Here is a 21276-nt window from a genome sequence, read left to right on the forward strand (position 1 = left end):
CACCCCTGGCCTTGTCGAAGCCTTTACCCGGCTTTAGGACGCGAACGGCCATGATGACGCCCATGAACGCGCGCGTATTCGGAGGTGTGGCCGCCTGGACCATCGGCGCCGCCATGGCGACCGCCCTGAGTCTCCTCGCGATCTCGGCGCTCGGTGACGGCATCTACGCCGGCCGGACGCGCACCTGGAGCGGCGACGACGTCGCCCGCGCGCTGGCGGCCGCCTCCTCGGACCCGGCCGAAGCCCCCTCGGATCCGGCCGCCGCAACCTCGGGCAGGCCGCGCGCCGGCGCCCGGGCCGACGCCGGACCCGGCCCTTCGCGTCCGGCCCCGGCCGTGTCGCCGTCGCAGACCACCGGCCACACCGACGCCGTGGCCTCGCCCGGAGGCACCGCGCTCGCCGTGTGCGGCGCGGCCGGGGCGTATCTCACGTCGTGGAGCCCGGCGCAGGGATACCGGGTGGAGTCGGTGTCCCGGGGGCCCTCGCGTGTCGCCTCCGTGACCTTCGAGTCCTCCCGCTCACTGGTCGTCCTGCGGGTCGGCTGTTCCTCGGGCGTCCCCACCGCGCAGGTCGTCACCGAGTCCGAGGACGGCACCGAGCACGAGGGCGACGATCACCACTGAACCCGGCCGGACACCGTGCCGCGGACCCGGCTCAGGCCCGCGCCCGGGCGCGGGAGGAGCGGTCCAGGATCAGCGCCAGCGTCGGGCAGCTCACCACCGCGCGCTCGGCGTGCCCGACGAGTTCGGGGGGCACCGCGCCGGGGTCGAGGATCGGGTATCCCCACGGGTCCAGGCTGATGATCTCGCCCAGGAGTTCGGCGCACATGCCGTGCGCCTCGCAGGTGATGGGGTTGACGCGCAGCCTGTACCTCACCGGAACTCCCAGTCTCGTGCGTGATCGTCCGGCAGGGGCAGCAGCGGCGGGCGCTCCAGGCCCGTGCAGGGATGGTCCTCGTCGTGCCAGTACGCGTCCTCCGCGAACGCCGTCAGCGCGCTGCGCACCAGATGGGTCGCCCCGTCGGGGTGCTTGCACGCGCCGCGGCCCTCGACGAGCTCGATGAGCTGCCGGACGCGGGCCAGCGTGCGGCCCCGGCCGCCGCTGTAGGCGAGGGTGACGAGTTCGTTCGACAGCTCCGGAAGCCCCCTGACGCACGGCCCGCACTGCCCGGCGGTCTCCTCGGCCAGGTAGCGGACCACCCGTGCCGTCTCGGCCAGCCCGCAGGACGACTCCGGCAGCACGATGACGATCCCCGCGCCCATGGCGCCGCCGACCGCCCGCAGGTCGGCGTGGGTCAGCGGGGTGAACCAGGCGGTGTCGGCCGGAATCCACGTTCCGAAATAGCCGCCGACCAGGATCGCGCCGGTGCGTTCCACCAGCCCCCCGGCAAGGGTGACGGCGTGTCCGACGGGAGTGCCCAGCTCGATCTCGTACACGCCCGGCCGGCCCACGGCGCCGCTGACCGTGACCAGGGTCGTCCCCGGTGCGCCCGGCGTGCCCGCCGACCTGAACCACACATCGCCGTGGCGGGCGATCAGCGCGAGGTGGCCGAGCGTCTCGACGTTGTTGACCACGGTCGGACGGCCGTGCACACCGCGCTCGTGCGGTCGCGGCGGCGCGAACGTCGGCTTGGCCGGCCCCTTGTTGAGGTACTGCACGATGGCCGACTGCTCGCTCGACACATAGCGCCCGGGTATCCCGACCAGCCGGATCGGTACCGGGTCGAGACCGGCCTGCCGGCGTTCGGCCAGCGCCTGGTCGAGCACGGTGAGCACCTCGGTGTCGGTACGGTGCACGGCGAGGTACGCCTCGTCCGCGCTCACCGCGTACGCCGCCAGGGAGATCCCGTCCAGCACGAGGTGCGGCACCCGGGTCAGCAGCAGATGGTCCTTGGCGCTTCCGGGTTCCCCCTCCGAGCCGTTGGCCACGACGACCGGCGTGCCCCGGCGGTCCAGCACCGAGCGGAGCTTGCGCCCCGTCGGGAACCCCGCGCCGCCCCGGCCGGTCAGTCCGGACCGCTCGACGCGGTCGATCAGGCGGTCCGGGCGGTCGCGGTCACCCGGCCCGCCCAAGGGCGGACGGCCGTGCAGGGCCAGGTGCTCGGCAAGGTCGGCCGGCCTGTTCCGCGGGGCACCGGCGAGCAGTCTGGGCAGTCGCGGTGCGGCGGGAAGACGGGTCGTGGTGGTCAGCGTCATGAGGCCCTCACCACGGAGGCGTGCGTCACGGGCGCGAGAGCCCGCTGGGACCAGCCCGGGGCCAGCGGCCCGCTGCTCGCCCATCCCCAGCCGGCCAGCACCACGGCGACCACCGCCGAGGCCACCGCCAGCCGCAGGCCCCTGCGCTCGGGCCAGCCGGTCGCGAGCCGCCACACGGACGCCCCCAGGACCGCGCCGAGACAGACCAGCACCAGAGCCGACCCCCAGACCGTCGCCGGGTCGGTGCCGGTGCCGAGCGCGTGCACCACCGCGACCGGCCAGCTGACGTACGCGAGCCAGTGGATCGCGCGCCAGCCGCGGTGTCCCATGCGTACGCGGACCAGGCTGGTGACGATCAGGGCGATCAGCAGGTCCGAGGCCACCGTGCCCAGACCGAGCCACACGGGGCGGTAGTTCGCGGCGAAGGGAACGAAGGCGTCGGTCAGACGGATGTCGGTGTACGAGTCCACGACCGTGGTCAGGACGTGCAGAGCGAGGAAGACCGCGGTGAGCAGGGACGTGTTGTTGTGCAGGCCGACGGTGACGAAGCGCGGCCACTTCGGGCTGGCGAACCGGACCGTGGTCAGCACACCGAGGGTGACGCAGAGGGTGAGCAGGAGAAGCGCGACGAGCCCGGTGGCACGCGTCGCGTACCACAGGCCCGGTCCGTCGAAGGACACCTCGAAGGGCAGCGCAAGGGGGGCGGTCGTCAGGGGCATCTTGGTCATCCGGTTGTTCCGTGGTGGCGGGGCCAGGCGCCGGTGACGGTGGCGCGGCCGTCGGGGCGGACCAGGAGCGCCGGCACGGCGAGCCCTTCGAGCCAGTCGACCGCAGCCTCCCCCCGTACGATGGCGGCCGTCGAAGCGGTGTTCGCTCCCACGCACGTCGACGCGGCGACCGTCACGGTCTGCCAGTGGGCGGGTGCGCACTCCCCGGTGGCCGGGGAGACGATGTGGTGGACCGTCTCCCGGCCGCGGCGCCAACGGCGCACCCCGGTCCCGGAGGTGGCGAGGCCGCCCTCGGTGATGGCGACGCTCCGGTGCGGTGCGCCGGAGCGCACGGGACCGGGGTCCTCGTCGGCCGGGGAGGTGCCCTCGGTGACGAGGATCCGCCAGCCGTCGTCCGGTGCCGGTCCCGCGACGGAGATGTCACCGCCCAGGTTGACCAGCACGCCGCAGCCGACGGCGGCGTGGATCCGGGCCGCGGCGCGGTCCGCCGCCAGGGCCTTGGCCGTCGCCCCGAGATCGAGCACCAGGCCCGCCGGGACCCGCACCACGCCTGCCTCCGCGTCGAGTTCGACCACGCGCCAGCCGGGCACCGGCCGCGCGGTCACGACGGTCCTGGCGCCGTCCCGGGCGACCTCGGTGAAGTCCCGGTCGTAGCCGAGGTCGACCAGCACGCCGCCGCACGTCGGGTCGACGTCGCCGTCGGTGGCCGCCGCGGCGTCGAGGGCGACACCGAGTGCGTCGACGAACGTGCCGCTGACGCGCAGCGGACGGCCGTCGGCCCGGTTGAGCGCGCTCAGTTCGGAGTCCTCGCGGAACCGGGAGCAGGCGAGGTCGATCGCCGCGAGTTCCGCGTCCAGCAGCCCCCGGGCCTCGTCCAGCGCCGCGGGTTGTGCGACCAGCAGGGTGGCGACGGTACCCAGGGCCCGGAACTCCGCGCGGGCGATGCCGGGAAGCGGCGCGACGGCGCCGGCCGGCCGGGTGGAGCCGCTCATCCCTTGGGACTCGGCGACGACGTCGTCTGCGTGGGCTTCGGCGTCGGCTTCGGCGCCGTGGTCGTCGGCGTGATCACCGGCGCGGTGGTCTTGCGGGTGGCCGTCGGGGCGGGCGCCGCGGAGCGCGTGGTCGTCGTGGCGGTCGGCGTGCGGGACCTGCTCGGGCCGGCCGAGGCGGTCGGCGACGCGCTCGCGGAGGCCGAGGCGGACGGCGAGGCCGAGGGCGACTCCGGCACGGAGGCCGTGGGAGAGGCGGCGGCACTCGCGCCGACCCCGCCCGGAGCCGACTCGGTGCCGGGCGACTGGGTGTCGGCGACGACCGGCGCGGACCGTGTGAAGAGCGTCGCGAAGGCCACCGTGGCCAGCGCGCTGAGCTGGGTGACGCGCCAGGTCAGCCTGGACAGCCGCTTCAGGCCGTCATGGCGCTCCGCGTCGGCGGTGTCCCTGTGTTTCATGCTGTTCGCTCCTGCCTGGGGACCACGGTCCTCAAGGACCGTGCGGGGCGATCCCACCTGCGTGGTGGAGACCCCGCGCGTGCCGTCTCACCCCAGCGGACGGCGGGTTAAGGCCCCCCTAAGAGGACGCTAATCTCGGACGAGCGGCCGCCGCGGTGACGGGCCGTCACGAGAAGACGACCGTCCGGCACGCACTTCTGCCGGATCCCGTTGGACGGTGCCGTGGGTCGGGGAAGTGATGTGATGCGGTGACAGAAGCAGTCCCCCAGCGTGAGGAGCGGGCCGGATGGACCGTGCGGACGAGGCGGCCGAGACCCCGGCAGGCCTGCCGGACCCCGTGGTCCGCACTCCCTGCGGGGCGGTGCGCGGGCGGTACGAGAACGGGGTCGCCGTCTTCCGCGGCATCCCCTTCGCCGCCCCGCCCTTCGGCCCGCACCGCTTCCGCCCGCCCGTTCCGCCCGAGCCCTGGGACGGGGTGCGCGACGCGGGCGCGTTCGGCCCGACGCCGCCCAAGCCGCCGTATTCGGAGGCATTCGCCCGCTATCTGTCCGACCCGGTGGTCCCCGGGGACGACTGCCTCAACCTCAACGTCTGGACCCCCGAGCCCGGGCCCGGAGCCCGGCTCCCGGTCATGGTGTGGGTCCACGGCGGCGCACTGACCCGGGGCTCCTCCGCCGTGCCCGTCTACGACGGCAGCGCCTTCGCCCGCGCCGGCGTCGTCCTCGTCTCCTTCAACTACCGCCTGGGTGTGGAGGGCTACGGCCTCTTCCCGGACGCCCCCGCCAACGCCGGACTGCGCGACCAGCTCGCCGCGCTGGAGTGGGTGCACGACACCGTCGCGGCGTTCGGCGGAGACCCGGACCGGGTGACCGTCTTCGGCGAGTCCGCGGGCGCGATCAGCATCGGCGCGCTGCTGGCGAGCCCGCGCGCCCGGGGGCTGTTCCGGCGGGCGGTGCTGCAGAGCGGGCCGCCCGAGTCGACGCAGCGGGACAAGGTGCGGCGCCTGGTGCGCCGTATGGCCGCCCGGCTGAAGGTGCCGGCCACGGCGGCCGCGTTCGCCGAGGCCGACCGCACGCTGCTGGCCGCGGCCCAGGCGGAGGCGGGGCGCCGGGCCGGCCCCGTCCTCGGCGGGCCCGCCTTCGGGATCGTCGTCGACGGCGACCTCGTGCCCCGCGACCCGCTGGAGGCGCTGCTCGACGGAGTCGCCCGGGACGTCCCCCTGCTGATGGGCTGGACCAGCGAGGAGTACCGGCTGTGGCTGGTGCCCACCGGGCTCGTCGAGCGCATCGACCGGCTGGGCCCGGTCGCCCTGGCGGGCGCGATGGCCCGCTGCCACTGCGGTCCCGAGGTGCCCCGCGGCTACCGCACCGCCCGTCCGGACGCCGCCGTGTCCGACCTGGTCGGCCAGATGGTCACGGACCACCTGCTGCGCCGCCCGCTGCACCGGCTGGCCGACTCCCGCCGGGGCCACGCGCCCGCCTACGTCTACGAGTTCGCCTGGCGCTCCGGCCTTCCCGGCCTCGGCGCCTGCCACGCCCTGGAGCTGGGTTTCGTCTTCGACAGCGCCGGCGTGCCGGAGGCCGCGAAACTGGCCGGCCCGCACGCGCCCCGCGAACTGGCCCGGGAGATGAACCGGGCGTGGGTGCGCTTCGCGACGGAGGGCGATCCGGGCTGGCCCGCGTGGGACGCCTCGCATCCGGTGCGTGTCTTCGGCGGCGACGGCGACCCGGTCGTCAACGGTCCCCGCGACAGGGAGATGACGCTGTGGGCGGCCGCCTCCACCGCACCGCGGACCGCCCCCGCCCCGGGTACCGGGAACGGCGCGTCCCTGCGCGGCACGGCACCGCTGTCCGCGGTCCGCCGGCTGCGGCGGCCGGCGGGAGCACGGCGGCGCGACGACGGTCCACGGGGGTGACGGGCCGTCGTCCGCGGTGGCGACGTGCCTGCCGCCGGTCCGCCCCACAGTTCCCGCAGAGCGGCGTTGACGGTGCCGGGCTGCTGGGTGTGCGGGTAGGAGCCGGGTACCCGGAGCAGCCGGCCGCCGACAGCGTCGGCCACGGCCTCGGCGCAGGCGATCAGAGGTTCGCCCACGTGCGTGCGGTACGGCTCCGGCGCATCCCGCCAGGTCCCGCAGATCACCAGCGTCGGCCACGGGGCGGTGACGGCCATGCGATCACACCGGGCGTGCGGCGGGCGGGACAAGACACCTCTTCGCCGAGCGGCGGGCCCGGTCACCACCGGAGCGGCGGGCCCGGTCACCACCGCGGCGCCCTCAGGCGGTGCCCCGCAGGCTCTCCGCGACCGACGCGATCGCCTCCGGCCCCACCCGGCAGCATCCCCCGATCAGGCGTGCCCCGGCGTCGCGCCAGCGCGTGACCCGGGCGGCCGTGAACGTGGAGCGGCCGTCCCAGGCGCGGGACCGGGCGTCCCAGCTCTCGCCGCTGTTCGGGTAGACCACCACCGGTTTGCCCGTGACGCGCGCGGCGAGCCCGATCGCGTCGTCCACGTCCTCGGGGGCGCAGCAGTTGACGCCCACCGCGATCACCTCGTCCGCTCCGGCGGCCAGGGCGAACGCCTCCTCCAGCGGCTGACCGGCACGGGTACGCCCGCCGGAGACCGTGTACGACAGCCAGGCGGGCACCCCGAGCCCGCGCACCGCCCGCAGCAGCGCCGCGGCCTCGTCCGCGTCGGGGACCGTCTCCAGGGCGAGCACGTCGGGCCCGGCCGCGGCCAGGACCTCCAGGCGCGGGCGGTGGAAGGCCTCCAGTTCGGCGACGGTGAGGCCGTAGCGGCCCCGGTACTCGGAGCCGTCCGCCGACAGCGCCCCGTACGGGCCGGCGGACGCCGCCACCCACAGCGGGCGCGTGATGCCCTCGGCGTGTGCCCGCGCCGCCGCCTCGCGGGCCAGCCCCACGCTGAGGGCGAGGAGCGCGGCCGCCCGCTCACGGCCGATGCCGCGCCGCGCGAATCCCTCGAAGGTGGCCTGGTAGCTGGACGTGATCGCCACGTCCGCCCCCGCCTCGAAGTACGCCAGATGCGCCTCGGTGATCGCCTCCGGCCGTTCCGCGAGCAGCCGTGCCGACCACAGTTCGTCGCTCAGGTCGTGCCCGGCCGATTCGAGCTGGTTCGACAAGCCGCCGTCCAGGACGACCGTCCCGGCGGCGAGGGCGTCGGCGAGGGTGGGAGCGGTGCTGCCGTTCATGTCCCGACGCTAACCGAAACGCGGACGGACGCCGGCGGCCGTCCAGGGGGCGGGCGGATCGCCGGCCATGCGGACACGGCCGGGGCCGTCGCCTACCCTTGCGGCATGCCCGAACCCGCGCTCCTGGACGCCGCCGTGCGCGAGGTCTTCGGCGCCTCGGCGGGCAGGCCCGTTCTCACCCCTCTCGCGCACAACCCCGGGAACGGGGTCACCGCGGGCGTGTGGCGCGTCAGCGCCGGGGACCGCTCGGCTGTCCTGAAGCTGCTGACCCGTACCAAGGAGGCCACCGCCCACTGGGCGGCCTCGGACGACCCCCGGCACTGGAACTACTGGCGCCGTGAGGCGTATGTGTACGAGTCCGGGCTCGCGCAGGTGTGGCAGCGGTGGGGCGTTCGCGCGCCGCGGCTGCTGGCCCGCGTCGAGCACCCCGACGGTGACGTGGCGCTGTGGCTGGAGGACGTGCCGGGCGAGCCGGCCACGTCGTGGTCGATCGCTCGCCACGCCGGGCACGCCCACCGCCTCGGCGCCGCGCAGGGCGCCGTCGGCGAGCGGCGGCACCCCTGGCTCTCGCGTCGTTTCCTGCGCGAGTACACCGGCGGCAACACCCTCGGCCGGGATCTGCTCGACGACGACGCCGCCTGGCGGCAGCCGCTGGTGCGGGACCACTTCCCGGCGGGGCTGCGCGAGAGCATGGTCCGGCTGCACCACGACCGGGAGTGGTTTCTGCAGATCATGGAGTCGCTGCCCCGCGTGTTCAGCCATCTCGACCACTGGCCCGCCAACCTCAGGGCCCAGGGCGCGGACAGTGTGCTGTTCGACTGGGCGTTCGCGGGGGACGGCGCGCTCGGCGAGGACATCGGCAACTACGTCCCCGACTCGGTCTTCGACCTCTTCGTCCCCGCCGCCCGGCTTCCCGAACTGGCGGCGGCCGTGTACGACGCCTATCTGCAGGGCCTACGGGCGGGCGGCTGGCGGGGCGACGAACGCCTCGTCCGTCTCGGGGTGTGCGCGTCGGCCGTGAAGTACGACTGGCTCACGGCCCTGATGCTCGCCCGCGCGGGCGAGGAGAAGCAGCTCGACTACGGCGGCACACGGACCGTGTCCGCCGAACTGCGCTACCGGGAGCGCGGCCTGACGCTGGCGTTCCTGGCGGACTGGGCGGCCGAGGCCCGGGCCCTGGCGCCGTCCCTGGGCTTTCCGCCGCCGCCCTCGGGCCGCTGACGCCGCGGCAAGCGATTTCCATCCCGTCGCTCCCGGCCCGTTGACCCCCCGGCGGCACGCCCTTACCTTTTCGGCGTTCGGAATGGCAGATGTAGTACGGAATATCGAACACGCACGCGCTGTACGCACCGCATCCCGTTGCCCCCACCCGGAAAGGCGGTCCGCATGAGCCGCGACGACGACCTGCCCGAAGCCCCCGGCCGCAGACCGGTGTTGAAGGGCGCCCTGGCCACAGGCGCGCCCGCCGCGGTCCCCGGGACCGCCCGTGCGGAGAGGGGGCGTGACATGAGACGCGCGTACGCGATCCTGCTCGCCCTGTGCTGTGCGCTGGCCGGGGCCCTGGTGACCGCGGGCCCGGCACGGGCCGCGGCCCTGACCGTCACCAACGGCACCCGGTTCACCGACACATCGGGCGCCGTCGTGCACGCCCACGGCGGCGGGGTCATCAAGGTCGGGCCGTACTACTACTGGTTCGGCGAGGACCGCAACGCCGACAACACCTTCCGGTACGTGGACGCCTACCGCTCCACCGACCTGAAGAACTGGGAGTTCAGAAACCACGTCCTGACCCGCTCCAGCGCCCCCGAACTCGCCACGGCCTACATCGAGCGCCCCAAGGTGCTCTACAACGCCTCCACCGGCACGTTCGTGATGTGGATGCACAAGGAGAACGGCACCGACTACAGCGAGGCCCGCGCGGCCGTCGCCGTCTCCGGCACCGTCGACGGCACCTACACCTACCGGGGCAGCTTCCGGCCGCTCGGCCAGTACATGTCCCGCGACCTCACCGTCTTCACCGACACCGACGGCACCGGCTACATGGTCTCGGCCGCCAACGAGAACTACGACCTGCACATCTACCGGCTCACCACCGACTACACCGGCATCGACAGCCTGGTCGCCAACCCCTGGCCGGGCGGCCACCGGGAGGCCCCCGCCCTCTTCAGGCGCGGTGGCGTGTACTTCATGCTGACGTCGGGCGCGACCGGCTGGAGCCCCAACCAGCAGCAGTACGCCACCGCCACCAGCCCGGCCGGCCCGTGGACGTCCATGACGAACGTGGGCGACTCCACGGCGTACGGCTCCCAGACGGCGTACGTCCTGCCCGTGCAGGGCACGTCGGGCACCTCGTACCTCTACCTGGGCGACCGCTGGGGCAACTCCTTCGGCGGGACCGTCAACGACTCGCGGTACGTCTGGCTGCCGCTGTCCTTCCCCACGTCCACCACGATGTCCATGTCCTGGTACCCGGAGGTCACGGTGGACACGGCCGCCGGGACGATCGCCGGCACCGGCGCCACGTACCGCACCCTGATCGCCCGGCACAGCGGCAAGTGCGCCGACGTGCCGAACCAGTCGCTGTGGCAGGGCGTCGCGGTCAGCCAGTACACCTGCAACGGCGGCACCAACCAGAAGTGGTGGTTCAAGGACCTCGGCGGCGGATCCTACGAGCTGATGGGCCGCGGCAGTTCCCTGTGTCTGCAGGAGAACGCGAGTGACGTCACCCAGGAGGACTGCACCGGGGCCACCGCCCAGCAGTGGTCGGTCACGGCGTCGGGCTCCTACGTGACCATCACCTCCCGCGCCAGCGGCGAGTGCCTGGACGTGTCCGGCGCGTCCACCGCAGACTCGGCCGCGGTCATCACCTACACCTGCAACGGCGGAACGAACCAGCAGTGGACGCAGGGCACTTGACCGGCCCATGGTGAACGTTCCCCTCCTGAGGGCGAACCGGCCGGCCCGAAAAGGGCGGACGGGCGGCGCCTGTGGGAGCGATCGTCCGCCGCCGGTCCGGCGCGGACGGTACGCTCGACAACGACACCGCGCTGCTGGTGAACGGTCTCGGCGTGGGCCACCCCGCGGTGATCCGGTCGGTGGCGGCCGCCGAGGGCTCCATGCCGGTCCCCCTCTCCCACGAGAAGCGGGACACCGCGCATAGGTGCCTTTATGGCGCAACGGCGTACGCGGGGTCTGGTGCGAGACGCAGGCGTGGCGCAAGATCTGATACCGGAGGGTAAGTCGCGTCGACCGCGAGGGTGCGCCGCCCCCTCCGTGCGGGGTCTGCACGCCGGGCGCGACCCCGCCCACACGCCCCTGGGGCGTCCCGACCGGAACCGGGGCGCCCCAGGTCCGAATCCCCGGGCCCGCGTGCGGGTTTGCGTTCCCCGGCCGTTCGCGGCGACGACACTTCGGTCCCGGCCGAAGCGACCCGCCCCTAGCGTTCCCGTATGACCGAAACGCAGCAGAGGGACACGGCCCCGCACCCAGCCGGATCCGTAACCGGAACCCGAACCGGAACCGGAACCGAAACTCCGCGGGAGGCCCTCGCCGCGGGCGAGGGCTGGAGTTTCGCCGAACTCGCCCGGCATCTGGAGGGATCGAGGTACTACGCCGACGCCGTGGGCGACCTCTCATGACGACGCCCCTCAGCGACCTGCACCACGCCGACGGGCCCCTGCTGCTGCCCAACGCCTGGGACCACGCCTCCGCGGCCGCCCTGGCCGCCGCGGGGTTCACGGCGATCGGCACGACGAGCCTGGGGGTCGCCGCCGCCGCCGGGCTGCCCGACGGGGCGGCGGCGACCCGCGAGCAGACCCTGGGGCTCGCCCTGGCCCTCGGCAGCGGGCCCTTCCTCCTGTCCGTGGACGCCGAGGGCGGCTTCGCCGAGGACCCGGACGCGGTGGCCGAGTTCGCCCGTGAACTCTGGGCCGTGGGTGCCGCCAGCATCAACCTGGAGGACGGCCTGGGGCCCGCCCGGACGCACGCCGCCAAGATCGCCGCCGTCAAGTCGGCCGTGCCGGGCCTCTTCGTGAACGCCCGCACCGACACCCACTGGCTCGGCGACGGGGACCAGGCGGACACCCTCCGCCGTCTCGACGCATACCAGGAAGCGGGCGCGGACGGCGTGTTCGTGCCCGGGCTCACCGATCCGGGGCGCATCGCCCGCCTCGTGCGGCATGTCGCCGTCCCCCTCAACATCCTCTACTCGCCCACCGGGCCGGCCCTCGCCCACCTCGCCGACCTCGGCGTGCGCCGCGTCAGCCTCGGCTCCCTTCTCTACCGGCACGCCCTGGGCGCGGCGTTGACGGCCGCCGAAGCCGTCCGCGACGGCCACCGGCCCACGGGCGCGGCCCCGGCGTACGACGAGGTATGCGCCCTGAGCGGTGGATGACGGCCGTCGTTTCGCCGCGCCGCGGGTGCGCTGTTGCGGAATTCGGGTCAGCCTGGGCTGCAGGTGACCGCCGGCCAGGTCCAGGTGCCGTTGGTCTGGACGGTGACGCCCCAGTTGTTGCCGTTGCCGTTGGGCCGGGCGGTGAGGACTTGGGCGCTGGGGTAGGCGGCGGTGATGTTCCAGGTGGCGATGATCTTCTCGGGGGACGGGACGTTCATCGTCACGGTCCAGTTGTCGGAGCCGCTGACCGAGACGTTGAGGTTGTAGCGGTCGCTCCACTGCTGTCCCGCGGACAGGGTGGCGGTGCAGCCGCCGCCTCCTCCGCCTCCGCCGCCACCGGAACCGGAGTCGCCCACGGTGATGCCGGAGTTCCCGCTGCTCTGGTAGCCCTCGGTCGCGAGGATCATGTAGTTGAAGGTGCCCAGGTTCATTCCGTTGCGGGCCCAGGCGTCGAAGTGGTTGCCGGTGGTGATGGTTCCGCCCGTCCGCTTCGACTGCCGGACGCTCCAGTACTGGTTGAAGGTCCGAGTGCCTTCGATGGAGGGGGCGTTGACCCGTGTCGTCTCGTAGATGTCGTACGTGCCGCCGTCGCTGGTGACGGTGCCCTTGTACGTTCCGGTGGGCCGGTAGGTGCCCCAGTTGTCCACGACGTAGTACTCGACGAGCGGGTTGGTCGTCCACCCGTAGAGGGACAGGTACGCGTTGCCGGACGGGTTGAAGCTGCCCGAGTAGGTGACACTCCTGCGTCCGCCGGTGCTCCAGCCCTTGCCGGCGACGAAGTTCCCGCTGTTGCTCCATGAGGTGCCGTAAGTGCCGCCGGAGCCCAGGTTCATGGAGACCGACCCGCCGCCGTCGGTCCAGAAGGAGTAGTAGTAACCGTTGCTGGTGCCGGTCTGGTTCGACGTGATGACCGTGTCGGCGCTGGCGGTGCCCGGCAGGACCAGCGCGCCCAGGGCGACCAGGGCGAGCGCGCAGGCGCTCCTGACGAGCGTCGTGAGACGGCCGCGTCTGCGGCTCTTCGGACGGACGAGCGCTTCCATGTGCACGTGCTTCCTCCTCGTGTCCTCGTGAAGGTGGTGAGGGCGGGCAGCGCGACACGCCCCGGCGAGGCTGCCGGCAGCCGGGAGGTGACGCCGACCGCGCGCAGGTGCCGCGCAGCGTGGGCGAACAGTGTTGGTCTGCCTTCGTCGAGTGTCAACGGTTTCGGTTCATATTTCGAAAGCTTCGCACGCGAAAGGGTAGTCGAGGAGGGCATCATGCCTGGTGTCTGGGTATGGCTGCTCGGCCGGTCGAGGAAAAGGGGGCAAGTTCCCCTCGGGAGATCAATGGGTGATGCGAAACTTGCCGAAAGTTTCGAGGTCTCTCGTGCCCGGCGCCATGCTGCGCATGGCGTAATGAGCCGCTCCGGTGGCCGCGCGGGTCACCCTGTGCCGAGGCGGAGACCGGTGCGGTGGCACGAAGGAGGTGGCGAACCCGGGGCATGGACGAGGAGAGCGTGGACCGGTCGGAGGGTTTCGGGGAACGGCTGCTCGGCGTGCTGCTGGACAGGGCACGGCTGATGCCGCCGCAGCTGATCGCCCCACTGATCGCGGAGGAGGTGGCCAGGATCGGAGGCCGTGACGTCTCCATCCTGCTCCAGGACTACGCGCAGGAGCTGCTGGTGCCGCTTGCCGGCAGGAACCTGCACGTGGGCCAGCCCCAGCCGGTGGGCGAATCGCCTGCCGGCAGGGCCTTCCTGCGCGCGCACGTCGTCGAGGTGCCGCAGGCCCACGATGGCGTGCGGATGTATCTGCCGCTGCTGGACGGCAGCGACCAGGTGGGTGTGATGGCCCTGACCCTGGACGCCGTCGGCGACGACGACCGGCGCCTGCTGTGCCGGCTCGCGGGTCTGGTGGCGGACCTGCTGGTCACCAAGAACGCCTACACCGACCAGTTCTTCCAGGCCCGCCGCCGGGAGCCGATGAGTGTGTCCGCGGAGATCCAGTGGGCCCTGCTGCCGCCGCTGTCCATGTGCATGCCGCAGGTCGAGGTGGCCGGCATCCTGGAGCCCGCCTACCGCGTCGCCGGCGACAGCTTCGACTACGCCCTCAACGACAGCATCCTGCACGCCGCGGTGATCGACGCGATGGGCCACGGCCTGGACGCCGCCATGATGGCCACCATCGCCATCGGCGCCTACCGGCATGCCCGGCGCGTGTTCGTCAGCCTGGAGGAGAAGTACGCCTACATGGACGAGGCCGTCTCCCGGGAGTTCGGTCCCGACCACTTCGTCACGGCGCAGCTCATGCACCTCAACATCGCCACCGGTGAGCTGGCCCTGGTCAACGCGGGCCATCCCGCGCCGCTGCTGGTCCGCGACGGCCGGGTCGTACGGCAGCTGGAGAGCGCGACGACGCTGCCCGTCGGCTTCGGCGGTGAGCAGCCCCGGATCAGAGAGCACATGCTCCAGCGGGGCGACCGGGTGCTGTGCTACACGGACGGCATCATCGAGGAGCACGTCGGCGACGGGGAACTGTACGGCGAGGAGCGCCTCATCCACTGCGTCAACCGGTGGGGAACGCAGCCGTCGGAGGGGCTGCGGGCGGATCTGCGCCGGCTGTCCCACACGCTGAAGGCGGAACGGGGCGGGCGCACCAGCGACGACGCCACCCTCTTCGTGATCGAATGGCACGGGGGCGCCGCGGACCACCTCGCGGTCCTCGACTGAGCGATCTCCACGCCCTCACCATCCCCACGACCGCCGCCGGTCGGCGCCGTCCGGCATCCGCTGCCGCGCACGTCCCGGCGGAGGCCGGTCGTCAACGTCCACTCTCCGCCTCCCCCTGCTTCTCCTCGCGCGGCCAGTGCGACAAGGCCACATGCAGGGCGTCGACGGCCTTGTCCCACGATGCCTGCACGTCCCGGGGCGCGCCGAAGCCGCCGGCGGCTTCGAGGGCGCAGTAGCCGTGGAACGTGCTCCGCAGCAGGCGTACGGCATCGGTCAGATCGGGTTCGTCGAGTCCGTAGGCGCGGAGCATGCCGTAGGTGATCTCGGCGGTGCGGCGCAGGGCGGGGGAGCCGGCGACGAGTGCCTGGTCGACACGGATCTGGGTGGCCGCGTACCGGCCCGGATGCCGGAGCGCGTACTCCCGGTAGGCACCGGCGAAGGCGGCGAGCGCGTCCTTGCCCGCGCGCCCGGCGACCGCCGCTGCGATGTGCTCGATCAGCTCGCCGCCGGCGAGCAGGGCGACGCGGGTGCGCAGGTCCGGCAGATTTCTGATGTGCGAGTACAGGCTCGCGTCCTTCACGCCGAAGTGCCGCGCCAGCGCGGACAGCGTGACGTTCTCGAACCCGGCCTCGTCCGCGAGATCGGCCGCCGCGGCGACGATCCGCTCGACGGTGAGCCCGGCACGGGCCAAGGGGCAGCTCCTCACCTGGGGGTCCTGGGCAAGACCCTAGGGCATACCGCCTCCGACGGCGCCGCCCGCTCATCCTGCCCAGGAGCCGATCCGGCCCAACCGCTCGCCCCCGGTCCGGGACAACCGGCTACGCACCCGCCAGCGCCGCTCGCTTCACCGCCCGGTAGCGCCGGATGTCATCCCGCGCCGAGGCGCTCAACACGGCGCGCTCCACGTCCCGTTGCGCCGCGTACACCGCCTCGTGAAGCCGTGCCCGGCGCTCGCAGGCGTAGTCGTCCGCCGCGATGTGCAGCTCCTTGCGGCCGAGGGCCCGTAGTGCCGTGTCGTCGCCGCCGGCTGCCTCGATGCCGCGGGCCAGTTCCCGTCTCGGGGCCTGGAGATCCGCATATGAGTGGCCCGATTTCCGCATGCACGCGGACCACGCGGACAGCGCCCTGGTGTACCGGCCGTCCTCTTCGACCCGGTCCATCACGGTCGCCTGCAGACCCTCCAGTTCGTACTCGAGCCGGGTCCAGCCCCGGCCGTACGCTGCTTCCCGGCCCTGGTGGGCACACCCGTCGGGCCGGTAGGTCAAGGCCATGCCCGTCGGGAGGGTGAGTGTCATTGCGTGCGTGCCCACCAGCGCCTTCGTCCAGTCGGCGGGGTGGTGCGTGGCCGCCGGAGCGCGGTTGGCCGCCCCACTGAGGATCTCGCCCACCGCGCCGTAACCGTCCTGGCGTGCCTGCTCCTCGCGCAGCAGCCCGTACGGGTTGGTGGTGACCGCCCGTTCGCTCGTCGTCGCTCGCTGCGGCACGTACCTGAATCCGCGGCGGGCCATGCAGGCGGCGACGGCGGACTCCTCACGCTGGTGCAGACGCGCGGTGTCGGCCACGGAGGTCACCAGAGCGGCGGACAGCGGCCGGGGGTCGTAGGTGACCGGCCCGCGGCCGCCGCTCCCCGGGAGGGAGCAGCCGGCCGCGAACACGGCGACGAGTGCCACTTCGGCGAGTCGTGCGGAACCTCGGCTCATACGCACCAGTTGTTCGAGTAGACGTGGTGGTAGAGGGCCGTGCCCCATTCCGGGTTGTTGGCCACGTCGTTGAGGGAGTACATCCCGGTGCCGCGGTCCAGTGTCCAGTAGTGGCCCGTGTAGTTGCGCTCGCTGTAGACGCGTACGTTGCAGGACGTGCCGGCGTTCCACAGGGACTCGGCGCCGCGGAACTGGGAGAAGCCGGTGAGGTCCCTGTTGTCCTGGTAGACCGCGCCGCGTGATCCGTTGCCGTACGTCGAGGTGTAGGCGCACAGCGCGCCGGACGGGCAGTTGTAGGCGGCTTCGGCGGTTCCCGCCGTGGCCATGGTGGTCAGTACGAGTGCCGCTGCGCCCAGGAAGGAACCCAGAGCGAGCTTCCCTCGTGTGGTCCTCGCCGTTCGCGTGATTCCCACGAGACATCCTCCGTCGTGTGGCTGGGGAGTGTTACGCCGTGCTGTGCGGCCGTGCCGGCACCGAGAGTGCGGGGCGGGCGGGCCCGCATGCCACACCCACCGCACGAATGAGGGGACGGCGGGACGTCTCGCGGTCCGACCAGCGCGGACAGGGACCGGAATGACGCCTGCGCGGGACGCGGGCGGCCGTTCCACCCGCCCGGGAGCGGGCCATCACCGAAGTGCTCCGTGCAGCATTCCGCCGTGGCACAGAGCGGACTTTGCCCCTCCTTGAGGCCATGCCGATTGTTCCCCCCGTTTCGCCCCTGTACCTTCTGTTTTCGTCACGGGGGATCGGCCCGCGGATCGAGGGCGGGCTGGGAACGGGTCAGGGGCGCGCGGGGATGCCGCTCCGCATCGCCCGTTCGGGCACGGCGGCTCACCGACCATGGACGGGGCTGCCGGGCCGCCCCCTTCGCGGGCGCCGGTGCGCCGGAGCCCTACCGAGGGGAGCACGGAGATGAAACTGCGAGCAGTGAGCGCGGTGGCCGCCGTCGTGCTGACGGCGGGCACGACCCTGGCCCTCGCCGGCCCGGCCGATGCCGCCAACCGCAAGTGGGACGGCAAGGACCCCGTCTACACCGGCTGCAGCAGCACGGGACGCATCGTCAAGAAGAAGACGGACAAGTACTACAGCTCGCGCTACCACCTGCATGTCTCGGTCACCGCGTCGCTGTGGTACAGCAGCGGCTGCCGCACCGTGTGGGCCATGGTCGACGCAAACGTCCCGGAGAAGTACTGGACCGGCAAGGGCTGCAACGTCTGGCGCAACAGCGACATGAAGCACTACACGTGCAACCACACCACCGGTACCCAGGAGAAGCTCTCGCCGATGCTCAACGACAAGAACACCACCGGCTTCGCCACCGCATGGTCCTACATCGGCGACGACCCCCACGAGATGTTCGCCCGCACCGGCTCGTACTGACGGGCGGGAGACCGTTGCCGCCGGGGAACGGTACGGTCGGGCCCCATGAAAGCGCAGCAGGGCGGCGACGGCCTGGTGAGACGGTTTGCGGGGAGTTCGAGGCCCACCGATCGTCCGCCAATCGCCCAGCTGACCGAGCACGGTGGCCGCGAACGGGCCGCCGTGGACCGGCGCCTCACCGGCCGACGTGCCGGCAGAAGTCGGCCCAGGCGGCGGGGGAGAGGGCGAGCCGGGGACCGTCGGGGTTCTTGGAGTCGCGGACGTGGACGGTGGTGGGGGAGGGGGCCACTTCGATGCAGTCGCCCGAACTGTCGCCGCTGTAGGTGCTTTTGGACCAGGTCAGTTCACTCGTGCTCATAGCGCTCCTCGCATCCGTTCCAGCAGGCTCCGAGAGTCGCCTGGGGTGAGAGCTTGTGAGCGCAGTTTTGCATAGCGCATGTGAAGCACACTGAGCGTTTTCGAGCTGACGATGAGCTGGCTGCTCTCCTGACCCTCGCAGTAGCCGAACCATTCGGTCTCAAGGGTCTCCAACAGTTGCATCGGGCCGTTGAGCCCGGCGTGAACGTGGCGGTCCATCGGCATCAACTGCAGCACCACGTTGCGGAGTTCCGTTGTACTCAGAAGGTGATCGATCAGTTCGCGCGTGACGTCAGCCCCGCCGGTCCGGCGCATGAAGACGTGTTCCTCCACGATGAAGCTGAACGCTGTGTTGGGCCGCTCGATGAGCAGAAACTGCCGCTCCATTCGCGCCGTGATCATCGCCTCGATCTGCAAGTCTGTGAGCAGCGGCAGCCGCTCGCTGAAGAGCGTCCGCGCATACGCCTCCGTCTGCAGCAACCCCGGCACCAGCCGGTTCTCGTACGTGTACAGACTGATCGCCTGCTCCTCCAGTTCCGCCCACTGCCGGAACCACGACGCCAGGCCCCTCTCACGGCCGACGTGCTTGTACACCGCCTTCAGCGCGCCGAACGCGTCCAGGACCTGTTCGGCCCGTTCGACGAAGACGCGTGGGGGGAAGCGCCGGCCCTGCTCGATCGACGCGACCGTCGACGGCTGGTACCGGACGAGCGGTGCGTACTCCTCCTGCGTGAGACCCGCCCGTTTGCGGAAGGCCTTGTGCGCCGCCCCGAACGCCTTCAAGCTGTCGGAGGGATCGGGCTCGCCCGTGGTCGTGGTCGTGGTGCCGATGGTCATCCGGGTACCCCCGAGTGCAGTGGTGCCAACCCCGCCAAGTCCCCCATGGTCACGTACCGTTACGCGGACTGTCCACTTCGTGAACTCGTACGGTGTGCGGCGTACGAGTGCTGTACCTGGTGCAATGGCGGTCGGCCCGGAGAGCGTTGGGCCATGCACGCAGATCTCCGGCTCCACGGGACCGTCACCGTACGTACGTTCACCCAGCTCTTCAGCAGCACTCCGCGCGGTGCCCGCCTCGCGCGGCGGCTGGTCGCTCATCGCATGGACGTGTGGGGGTTCCCGTACGACAGCGAGGCCGCCCGGAACGTGGTCCTGGTCGTCGCCGAGCTGGCCGCGAACGCCGTGCGGCACGGGCGTGTTCGCGGGCGCAGCTTCCGGGTGCGGCTGCTGCTGGACGGCGGCGTCGTACGCGTCGAGGTGGCCGACGCGCGGACCGACCGGCTGCCCGTGCTGGGGGAGCCCGCCGGCGAGGGCGGGCGCGGGCTCGTACTCGTCGCCGCCATCGCCGAGCGGTGGGGCGTCGAGCCGCGGCCGGGTTGCGCGTACAAGGTCGTCTGGGCCGAAGTGAGGGTGGCGGTCAGCGATCCACGGCGGGGGAAGGCTTGAGAGCGTAGGACCCCAGGACGCCCTGGACCGTGGCGGAGGCGGCCCCTGTCCTGGGCCGACCGCCTCCGCCGCGTCCGTCATCTCAGGCTCAGCCGCAGGCGCCGTCCACCCAGCGGTGGGACTTCAGCATGTACGAGCCCGCGAGGTTGCCGCGCGCGCCCTGGGGGGTACACCCCTTCCTGGTGTTGTAGTTGGCCCACTGGTAGTAGGCCACCCCGGTGAGGCTGCTGTCGGTACCCCGGTTCCAGACCGACTTCACGTTGGTGGTCTGGGACCAGGAGCACTTGATCAAGCCCTGGGTCCAGTCCGGGTCGGCCTCGGTCCATGCGCACTTGTTGCCGGAGCCGTCGGCACCCGTGTAGAAGCACACGGTGCCCTCGGCGCAGGAGCCCCAAGTGGGGGCGGCGTGCGCGGTACCGGGCAGCGCCAGCACCGCGGCCAGGGCTGTGGCGCTGGTGGCCGCGGCGAGGGCGGAACGCAACTTGGTCATACGGGTTCCCCATTTCTCGGTGGGCGGGTCCGTCCCCGCAGGGACGACACGCACGGGTCTGTGGCCGGCCCGCGCCCTGAGGGCGACGGCCGGCTCTTCACTCCGGCCGCGGGCCCGAACCGGCCCGCCGCGCGGGTGGTGTCGGGTCCGTACCGGAAGTCTGTGGTTTTTCGCCGTCAGGTCACGGTTCGACCGGCGAAGGCGCCGGTCCTGGGGCCGGCCGCGGACGGCGGGCCGCCCGCCCTGCGCAACTCGCGTGGCGGAACCCCGTACACGGCCCGGAAGTGACGGCTGAACTCCGCCGCGTGCCGAAATCCCCAGTGAGCCCCGATGGCCTGCAGCGTGAGACCGGACTTCCGGGGATCGAGGAGGTCGTGGCGGCAGCGTTCGAGCCGTCTCCGGCGGATCCATCCGCCCACGGTGATCCCCTGCTCCTGGAACAGGCGGTGCAGATGCCGGACGGAGATGTGATGTGCGGCGGCCACCGCGTCCGGCGTCAGGGAGCCGGCATCGAGGTGACCCTCTATGAAGGAATGGATGCGTGTCAGCAGAACCCGTCGTCTGCTCTCCGCCGGTACGGCCCTCTCCACGTCCCCGCGGTGCGCGAGCAGTGCCACGGTCAGGTCCCGCAGGACCGTGCCCAGGCCCGAGGGGTCATGGCTGCCGTGAAGGTGCGTCTCGTCGACGAGGCGTCGCAGCAGGGAGAGGAGTACGGCCCCCGCGCCTGCGGTGCTCTCCAACGGCACGTTGATCAGCCGTGCCACGCGAGCCGCCGGCAGCCCCAGGTGGGACCGCGGTATGGCCACCGTGACGGTCTCCACCAGCTCCGCCGCCCTTGACCGCCCCGGAGTCCGCACCACCGCCTCGAACGGCCGGGCCGCGTCCATGAGGAACAGCGTTCCCTCGTCCATGACGATGTCCGTCTTCCCGGACACTAGCCGCTGCTGCCCACTCCTCACCCAGGTGAGCTGGTACATGTCGATGTCGTCCGCGCGCACCATCCGGGCAGTGCGCCGGCACCGCAGCTCCGTGTACGCGGGCGCGGCGACCTTGGCGACTCCGAGGTCGAGCATCCTCAGCCCGGCCCGGAACGCGAGCGGCTCATCGCACAGGAGGCTGCTGGCCAGCAGCTCACGCCGGACCAGCTCGCACCACCACGGAAACCGGTCCGCGGCGGGCAACTCCTCACTGCTGTACGAATACTCACTCACGACTCGGCACCTCCGGTCGG

General features: G+C 72.5%; 23 protein-coding genes and 2 pseudogenes. 11 read left to right on the forward strand and 14 right to left on the reverse strand.

Annotated features, from left to right (window positions below):
- Positions 1–62: 62 nt before the first annotated feature.
- Positions 63–623, forward strand: a complete 561-nt coding sequence (locus ACZ79I_RS31425; protein ID WP_471501766.1) for a hypothetical protein — start codon at positions 63–65, stop codon at positions 621–623.
- Positions 624–654: 31 nt separating this feature from the next.
- Here the strand turns inward: ACZ79I_RS31425 and ACZ79I_RS31430 are convergent, their stop codons facing one another.
- The 4 genes from ACZ79I_RS31430 to ACZ79I_RS31445 are packed head-to-tail and all read right to left on the reverse strand — an operon-like array spanning position 655 to position 3915.
- The gene (locus ACZ79I_RS31430; RefSeq protein ID WP_471501768.1) at positions 655–876 is read right to left on the reverse strand and encodes a ferredoxin; all 222 of its coding nucleotides are present in this window, start codon (positions 874–876) and stop codon (positions 655–657) included.
- Entirely contained in the window at positions 873–2195 is a 1323-nt protein-coding gene (locus ACZ79I_RS31435) for an NADH-ubiquinone oxidoreductase-F iron-sulfur binding region domain-containing protein (RefSeq protein WP_471501770.1), read from the reverse strand. Before ACZ79I_RS31435 ends, ACZ79I_RS31430 begins: the two co-directional genes overlap by 4 nt.
- Positions 2192–2923, reverse strand: a complete 732-nt coding sequence (locus tag ACZ79I_RS31440) for a ferric reductase-like transmembrane domain-containing protein (RefSeq protein WP_471501772.1) — start codon at positions 2921–2923, stop codon at positions 2192–2194. The genes ACZ79I_RS31435 and ACZ79I_RS31440 overlap by 4 nt, the downstream gene beginning before the upstream one ends.
- Positions 2920–3915 (reverse strand): FAD:protein FMN transferase, encoded by a 996-nt coding sequence (locus ACZ79I_RS31445; protein WP_471501774.1) that lies wholly within the window; start codon positions 3913–3915, stop codon positions 2920–2922. The genes ACZ79I_RS31440 and ACZ79I_RS31445 overlap by 4 nt, the downstream gene beginning before the upstream one ends.
- 3 nt (positions 3916–3918) lie before the next feature.
- Between ACZ79I_RS31445 and ACZ79I_RS31450 the strand changes: the two genes are divergently transcribed.
- Together ACZ79I_RS31450 and ACZ79I_RS31455 are read left to right on the forward strand one after the other, a co-directional pair.
- Positions 3919–4503 (forward strand): hypothetical protein, encoded by a 585-nt coding sequence (locus ACZ79I_RS31450; RefSeq protein ID WP_471501776.1) that lies wholly within the window; start codon positions 3919–3921, stop codon positions 4501–4503.
- A 153-nt stretch (positions 4504–4656) separates the two neighbouring features.
- Positions 4657–6285, forward strand: a complete 1629-nt coding sequence (locus ACZ79I_RS31455) for a carboxylesterase/lipase family protein (protein ID WP_471501778.1) — start codon at positions 4657–4659, stop codon at positions 6283–6285.
- Positions 6286–6329: 44 nt separating this feature from the next.
- Here ACZ79I_RS31455 and ACZ79I_RS31460 read toward each other — a convergent pair.
- A pseudogene (locus ACZ79I_RS31460) lies at positions 6330–6527 on the reverse strand (alpha/beta fold hydrolase); the annotation flags it as partial.
- A 115-nt stretch (positions 6528–6642) separates the two neighbouring features.
- Entirely contained in the window at positions 6643–7572 is a 930-nt protein-coding gene (mmuM, locus tag ACZ79I_RS31465; protein WP_471501780.1) for a homocysteine S-methyltransferase, read from the reverse strand.
- 105 nt (positions 7573–7677) lie between these two features.
- On the opposite strand from mmuM, the gene ACZ79I_RS31470 reads away from it, so the two are divergent.
- The 5 genes and pseudogenes from ACZ79I_RS31470 (at position 7678) to ACZ79I_RS31490 (ending at position 11965) form a co-directional block, all read left to right on the forward strand.
- A complete protein-coding gene (locus tag ACZ79I_RS31470; protein ID WP_471501782.1) occupies positions 7678–8793 on the forward strand; it encodes an aminoglycoside phosphotransferase family protein in 1116 nt (371 codons plus the stop codon).
- A gap of 285 nt (positions 8794–9078) precedes the next feature.
- Positions 9079–10488 carry an RICIN domain-containing protein gene (locus ACZ79I_RS31475; protein ID WP_471505329.1) on the forward strand — a complete coding sequence of 470 codons (1410 nt, stop codon included), beginning with the start codon at positions 9079–9081 and terminating at the stop codon, positions 10486–10488.
- Between the two features lie 38 nt (positions 10489–10526).
- Positions 10527–10818: pseudogene (locus ACZ79I_RS31480) on the forward strand (carbohydrate esterase); the annotation flags it as partial.
- Between the two features lie 203 nt (positions 10819–11021).
- Complete coding sequence (locus tag ACZ79I_RS31485; RefSeq protein WP_471501784.1) at positions 11022–11210, forward strand: hypothetical protein; 189 nt, start codon at positions 11022–11024, stop codon at positions 11208–11210.
- Complete coding sequence (locus ACZ79I_RS31490) at positions 11207–11965, forward strand: isocitrate lyase/PEP mutase family protein (protein ID WP_471501786.1); 759 nt, start codon at positions 11207–11209, stop codon at positions 11963–11965. Before ACZ79I_RS31485 ends, ACZ79I_RS31490 begins: the two co-directional genes overlap by 4 nt.
- A gap of 47 nt (positions 11966–12012) precedes the next feature.
- On the opposite strand, the gene ACZ79I_RS31495 is transcribed toward ACZ79I_RS31490, so the two are convergent.
- Positions 12013–13005 carry a glycoside hydrolase family 11 protein gene (locus ACZ79I_RS31495; protein WP_471501788.1) on the reverse strand — a complete coding sequence of 331 codons (993 nt, stop codon included), beginning with the start codon at positions 13003–13005 and terminating at the stop codon, positions 12013–12015.
- 440 nt (positions 13006–13445) lie between these two features.
- On the opposite strand from ACZ79I_RS31495, the gene ACZ79I_RS31500 reads away from it, so the two are divergent.
- Positions 13446–14672, forward strand: a complete 1227-nt coding sequence (locus ACZ79I_RS31500; protein ID WP_471501790.1) for a PP2C family protein-serine/threonine phosphatase — start codon at positions 13446–13448, stop codon at positions 14670–14672.
- 91 nt (positions 14673–14763) lie between these two features.
- Here ACZ79I_RS31500 and ACZ79I_RS31505 read toward each other — a convergent pair whose 3' ends face one another.
- The 3 genes from ACZ79I_RS31505 to ACZ79I_RS31515 form a co-directional block, all read right to left on the reverse strand.
- Positions 14764–15363 carry a TetR/AcrR family transcriptional regulator gene (locus ACZ79I_RS31505; protein WP_471501792.1) on the reverse strand — a complete coding sequence of 200 codons (600 nt, stop codon included), beginning with the start codon at positions 15361–15363 and terminating at the stop codon, positions 14764–14766.
- 127 nt (positions 15364–15490) lie between these two features.
- Entirely contained in the window at positions 15491–16372 is an 882-nt protein-coding gene (locus ACZ79I_RS31510; protein WP_471501794.1) for a hypothetical protein, read from the reverse strand.
- Complete coding sequence (locus ACZ79I_RS31515; RefSeq protein ID WP_471501796.1) at positions 16369–16785, reverse strand: peptidase inhibitor family I36 protein; 417 nt, start codon at positions 16783–16785, stop codon at positions 16369–16371. Before ACZ79I_RS31515 ends, ACZ79I_RS31510 begins: the two co-directional genes overlap by 4 nt.
- Positions 16786–17284: 499 nt before the next feature.
- On the opposite strand from ACZ79I_RS31515, the gene ACZ79I_RS31520 reads away from it, so the two are divergent.
- Positions 17285–17752 carry a DUF2690 domain-containing protein gene (locus ACZ79I_RS31520; RefSeq protein ID WP_471501798.1) on the forward strand — a complete coding sequence of 156 codons (468 nt, stop codon included), beginning with the start codon at positions 17285–17287 and terminating at the stop codon, positions 17750–17752.
- A 175-nt stretch (positions 17753–17927) separates the two neighbouring features.
- Here ACZ79I_RS31520 and ACZ79I_RS31525 read toward each other — a convergent pair whose 3' ends face one another.
- Positions 17928–18110 carry a DUF397 domain-containing protein gene (locus ACZ79I_RS31525; RefSeq protein WP_471501800.1) on the reverse strand — a complete coding sequence of 61 codons (183 nt, stop codon included), beginning with the start codon at positions 18108–18110 and terminating at the stop codon, positions 17928–17930.
- On the reverse strand, positions 18107–18946 hold the full coding sequence (locus ACZ79I_RS31530; protein WP_471501802.1) for a helix-turn-helix domain-containing protein: 840 nt from the start codon (positions 18944–18946) through the stop codon (positions 18107–18109). The genes ACZ79I_RS31525 and ACZ79I_RS31530 overlap by 4 nt, the downstream gene beginning before the upstream one ends.
- A 153-nt stretch (positions 18947–19099) precedes the next feature.
- Here ACZ79I_RS31530 and ACZ79I_RS31535 point away from each other — a divergent pair, with 153 nt between their 5' ends.
- Positions 19100–19555 (forward strand): ATP-binding protein, encoded by a 456-nt coding sequence (locus ACZ79I_RS31535; RefSeq protein WP_471501804.1) that lies wholly within the window; start codon positions 19100–19102, stop codon positions 19553–19555.
- A gap of 88 nt (positions 19556–19643) precedes the next feature.
- On the opposite strand, the gene ACZ79I_RS31540 is transcribed toward ACZ79I_RS31535, so the two are convergent.
- Both ACZ79I_RS31540 and ACZ79I_RS31545 read right to left on the reverse strand, forming a co-directional pair.
- The gene (locus tag ACZ79I_RS31540; protein WP_471501806.1) at positions 19644–20045 is read right to left on the reverse strand and encodes a peptidase inhibitor family I36 protein; all 402 of its coding nucleotides are present in this window, start codon (positions 20043–20045) and stop codon (positions 19644–19646) included.
- Positions 20046–20221: 176 nt separating this feature from the next.
- On the reverse strand, positions 20222–21256 hold the full coding sequence (locus tag ACZ79I_RS31545) for a helix-turn-helix domain-containing protein (RefSeq protein ID WP_471501808.1): 1035 nt from the start codon (positions 21254–21256) through the stop codon (positions 20222–20224).
- Between the last annotated feature and the right edge of the window lie 20 nt (positions 21257–21276).

The sequence above is a fragment of the Streptomyces sp. PSU-S4-23 genome (assembly GCF_055632315.1).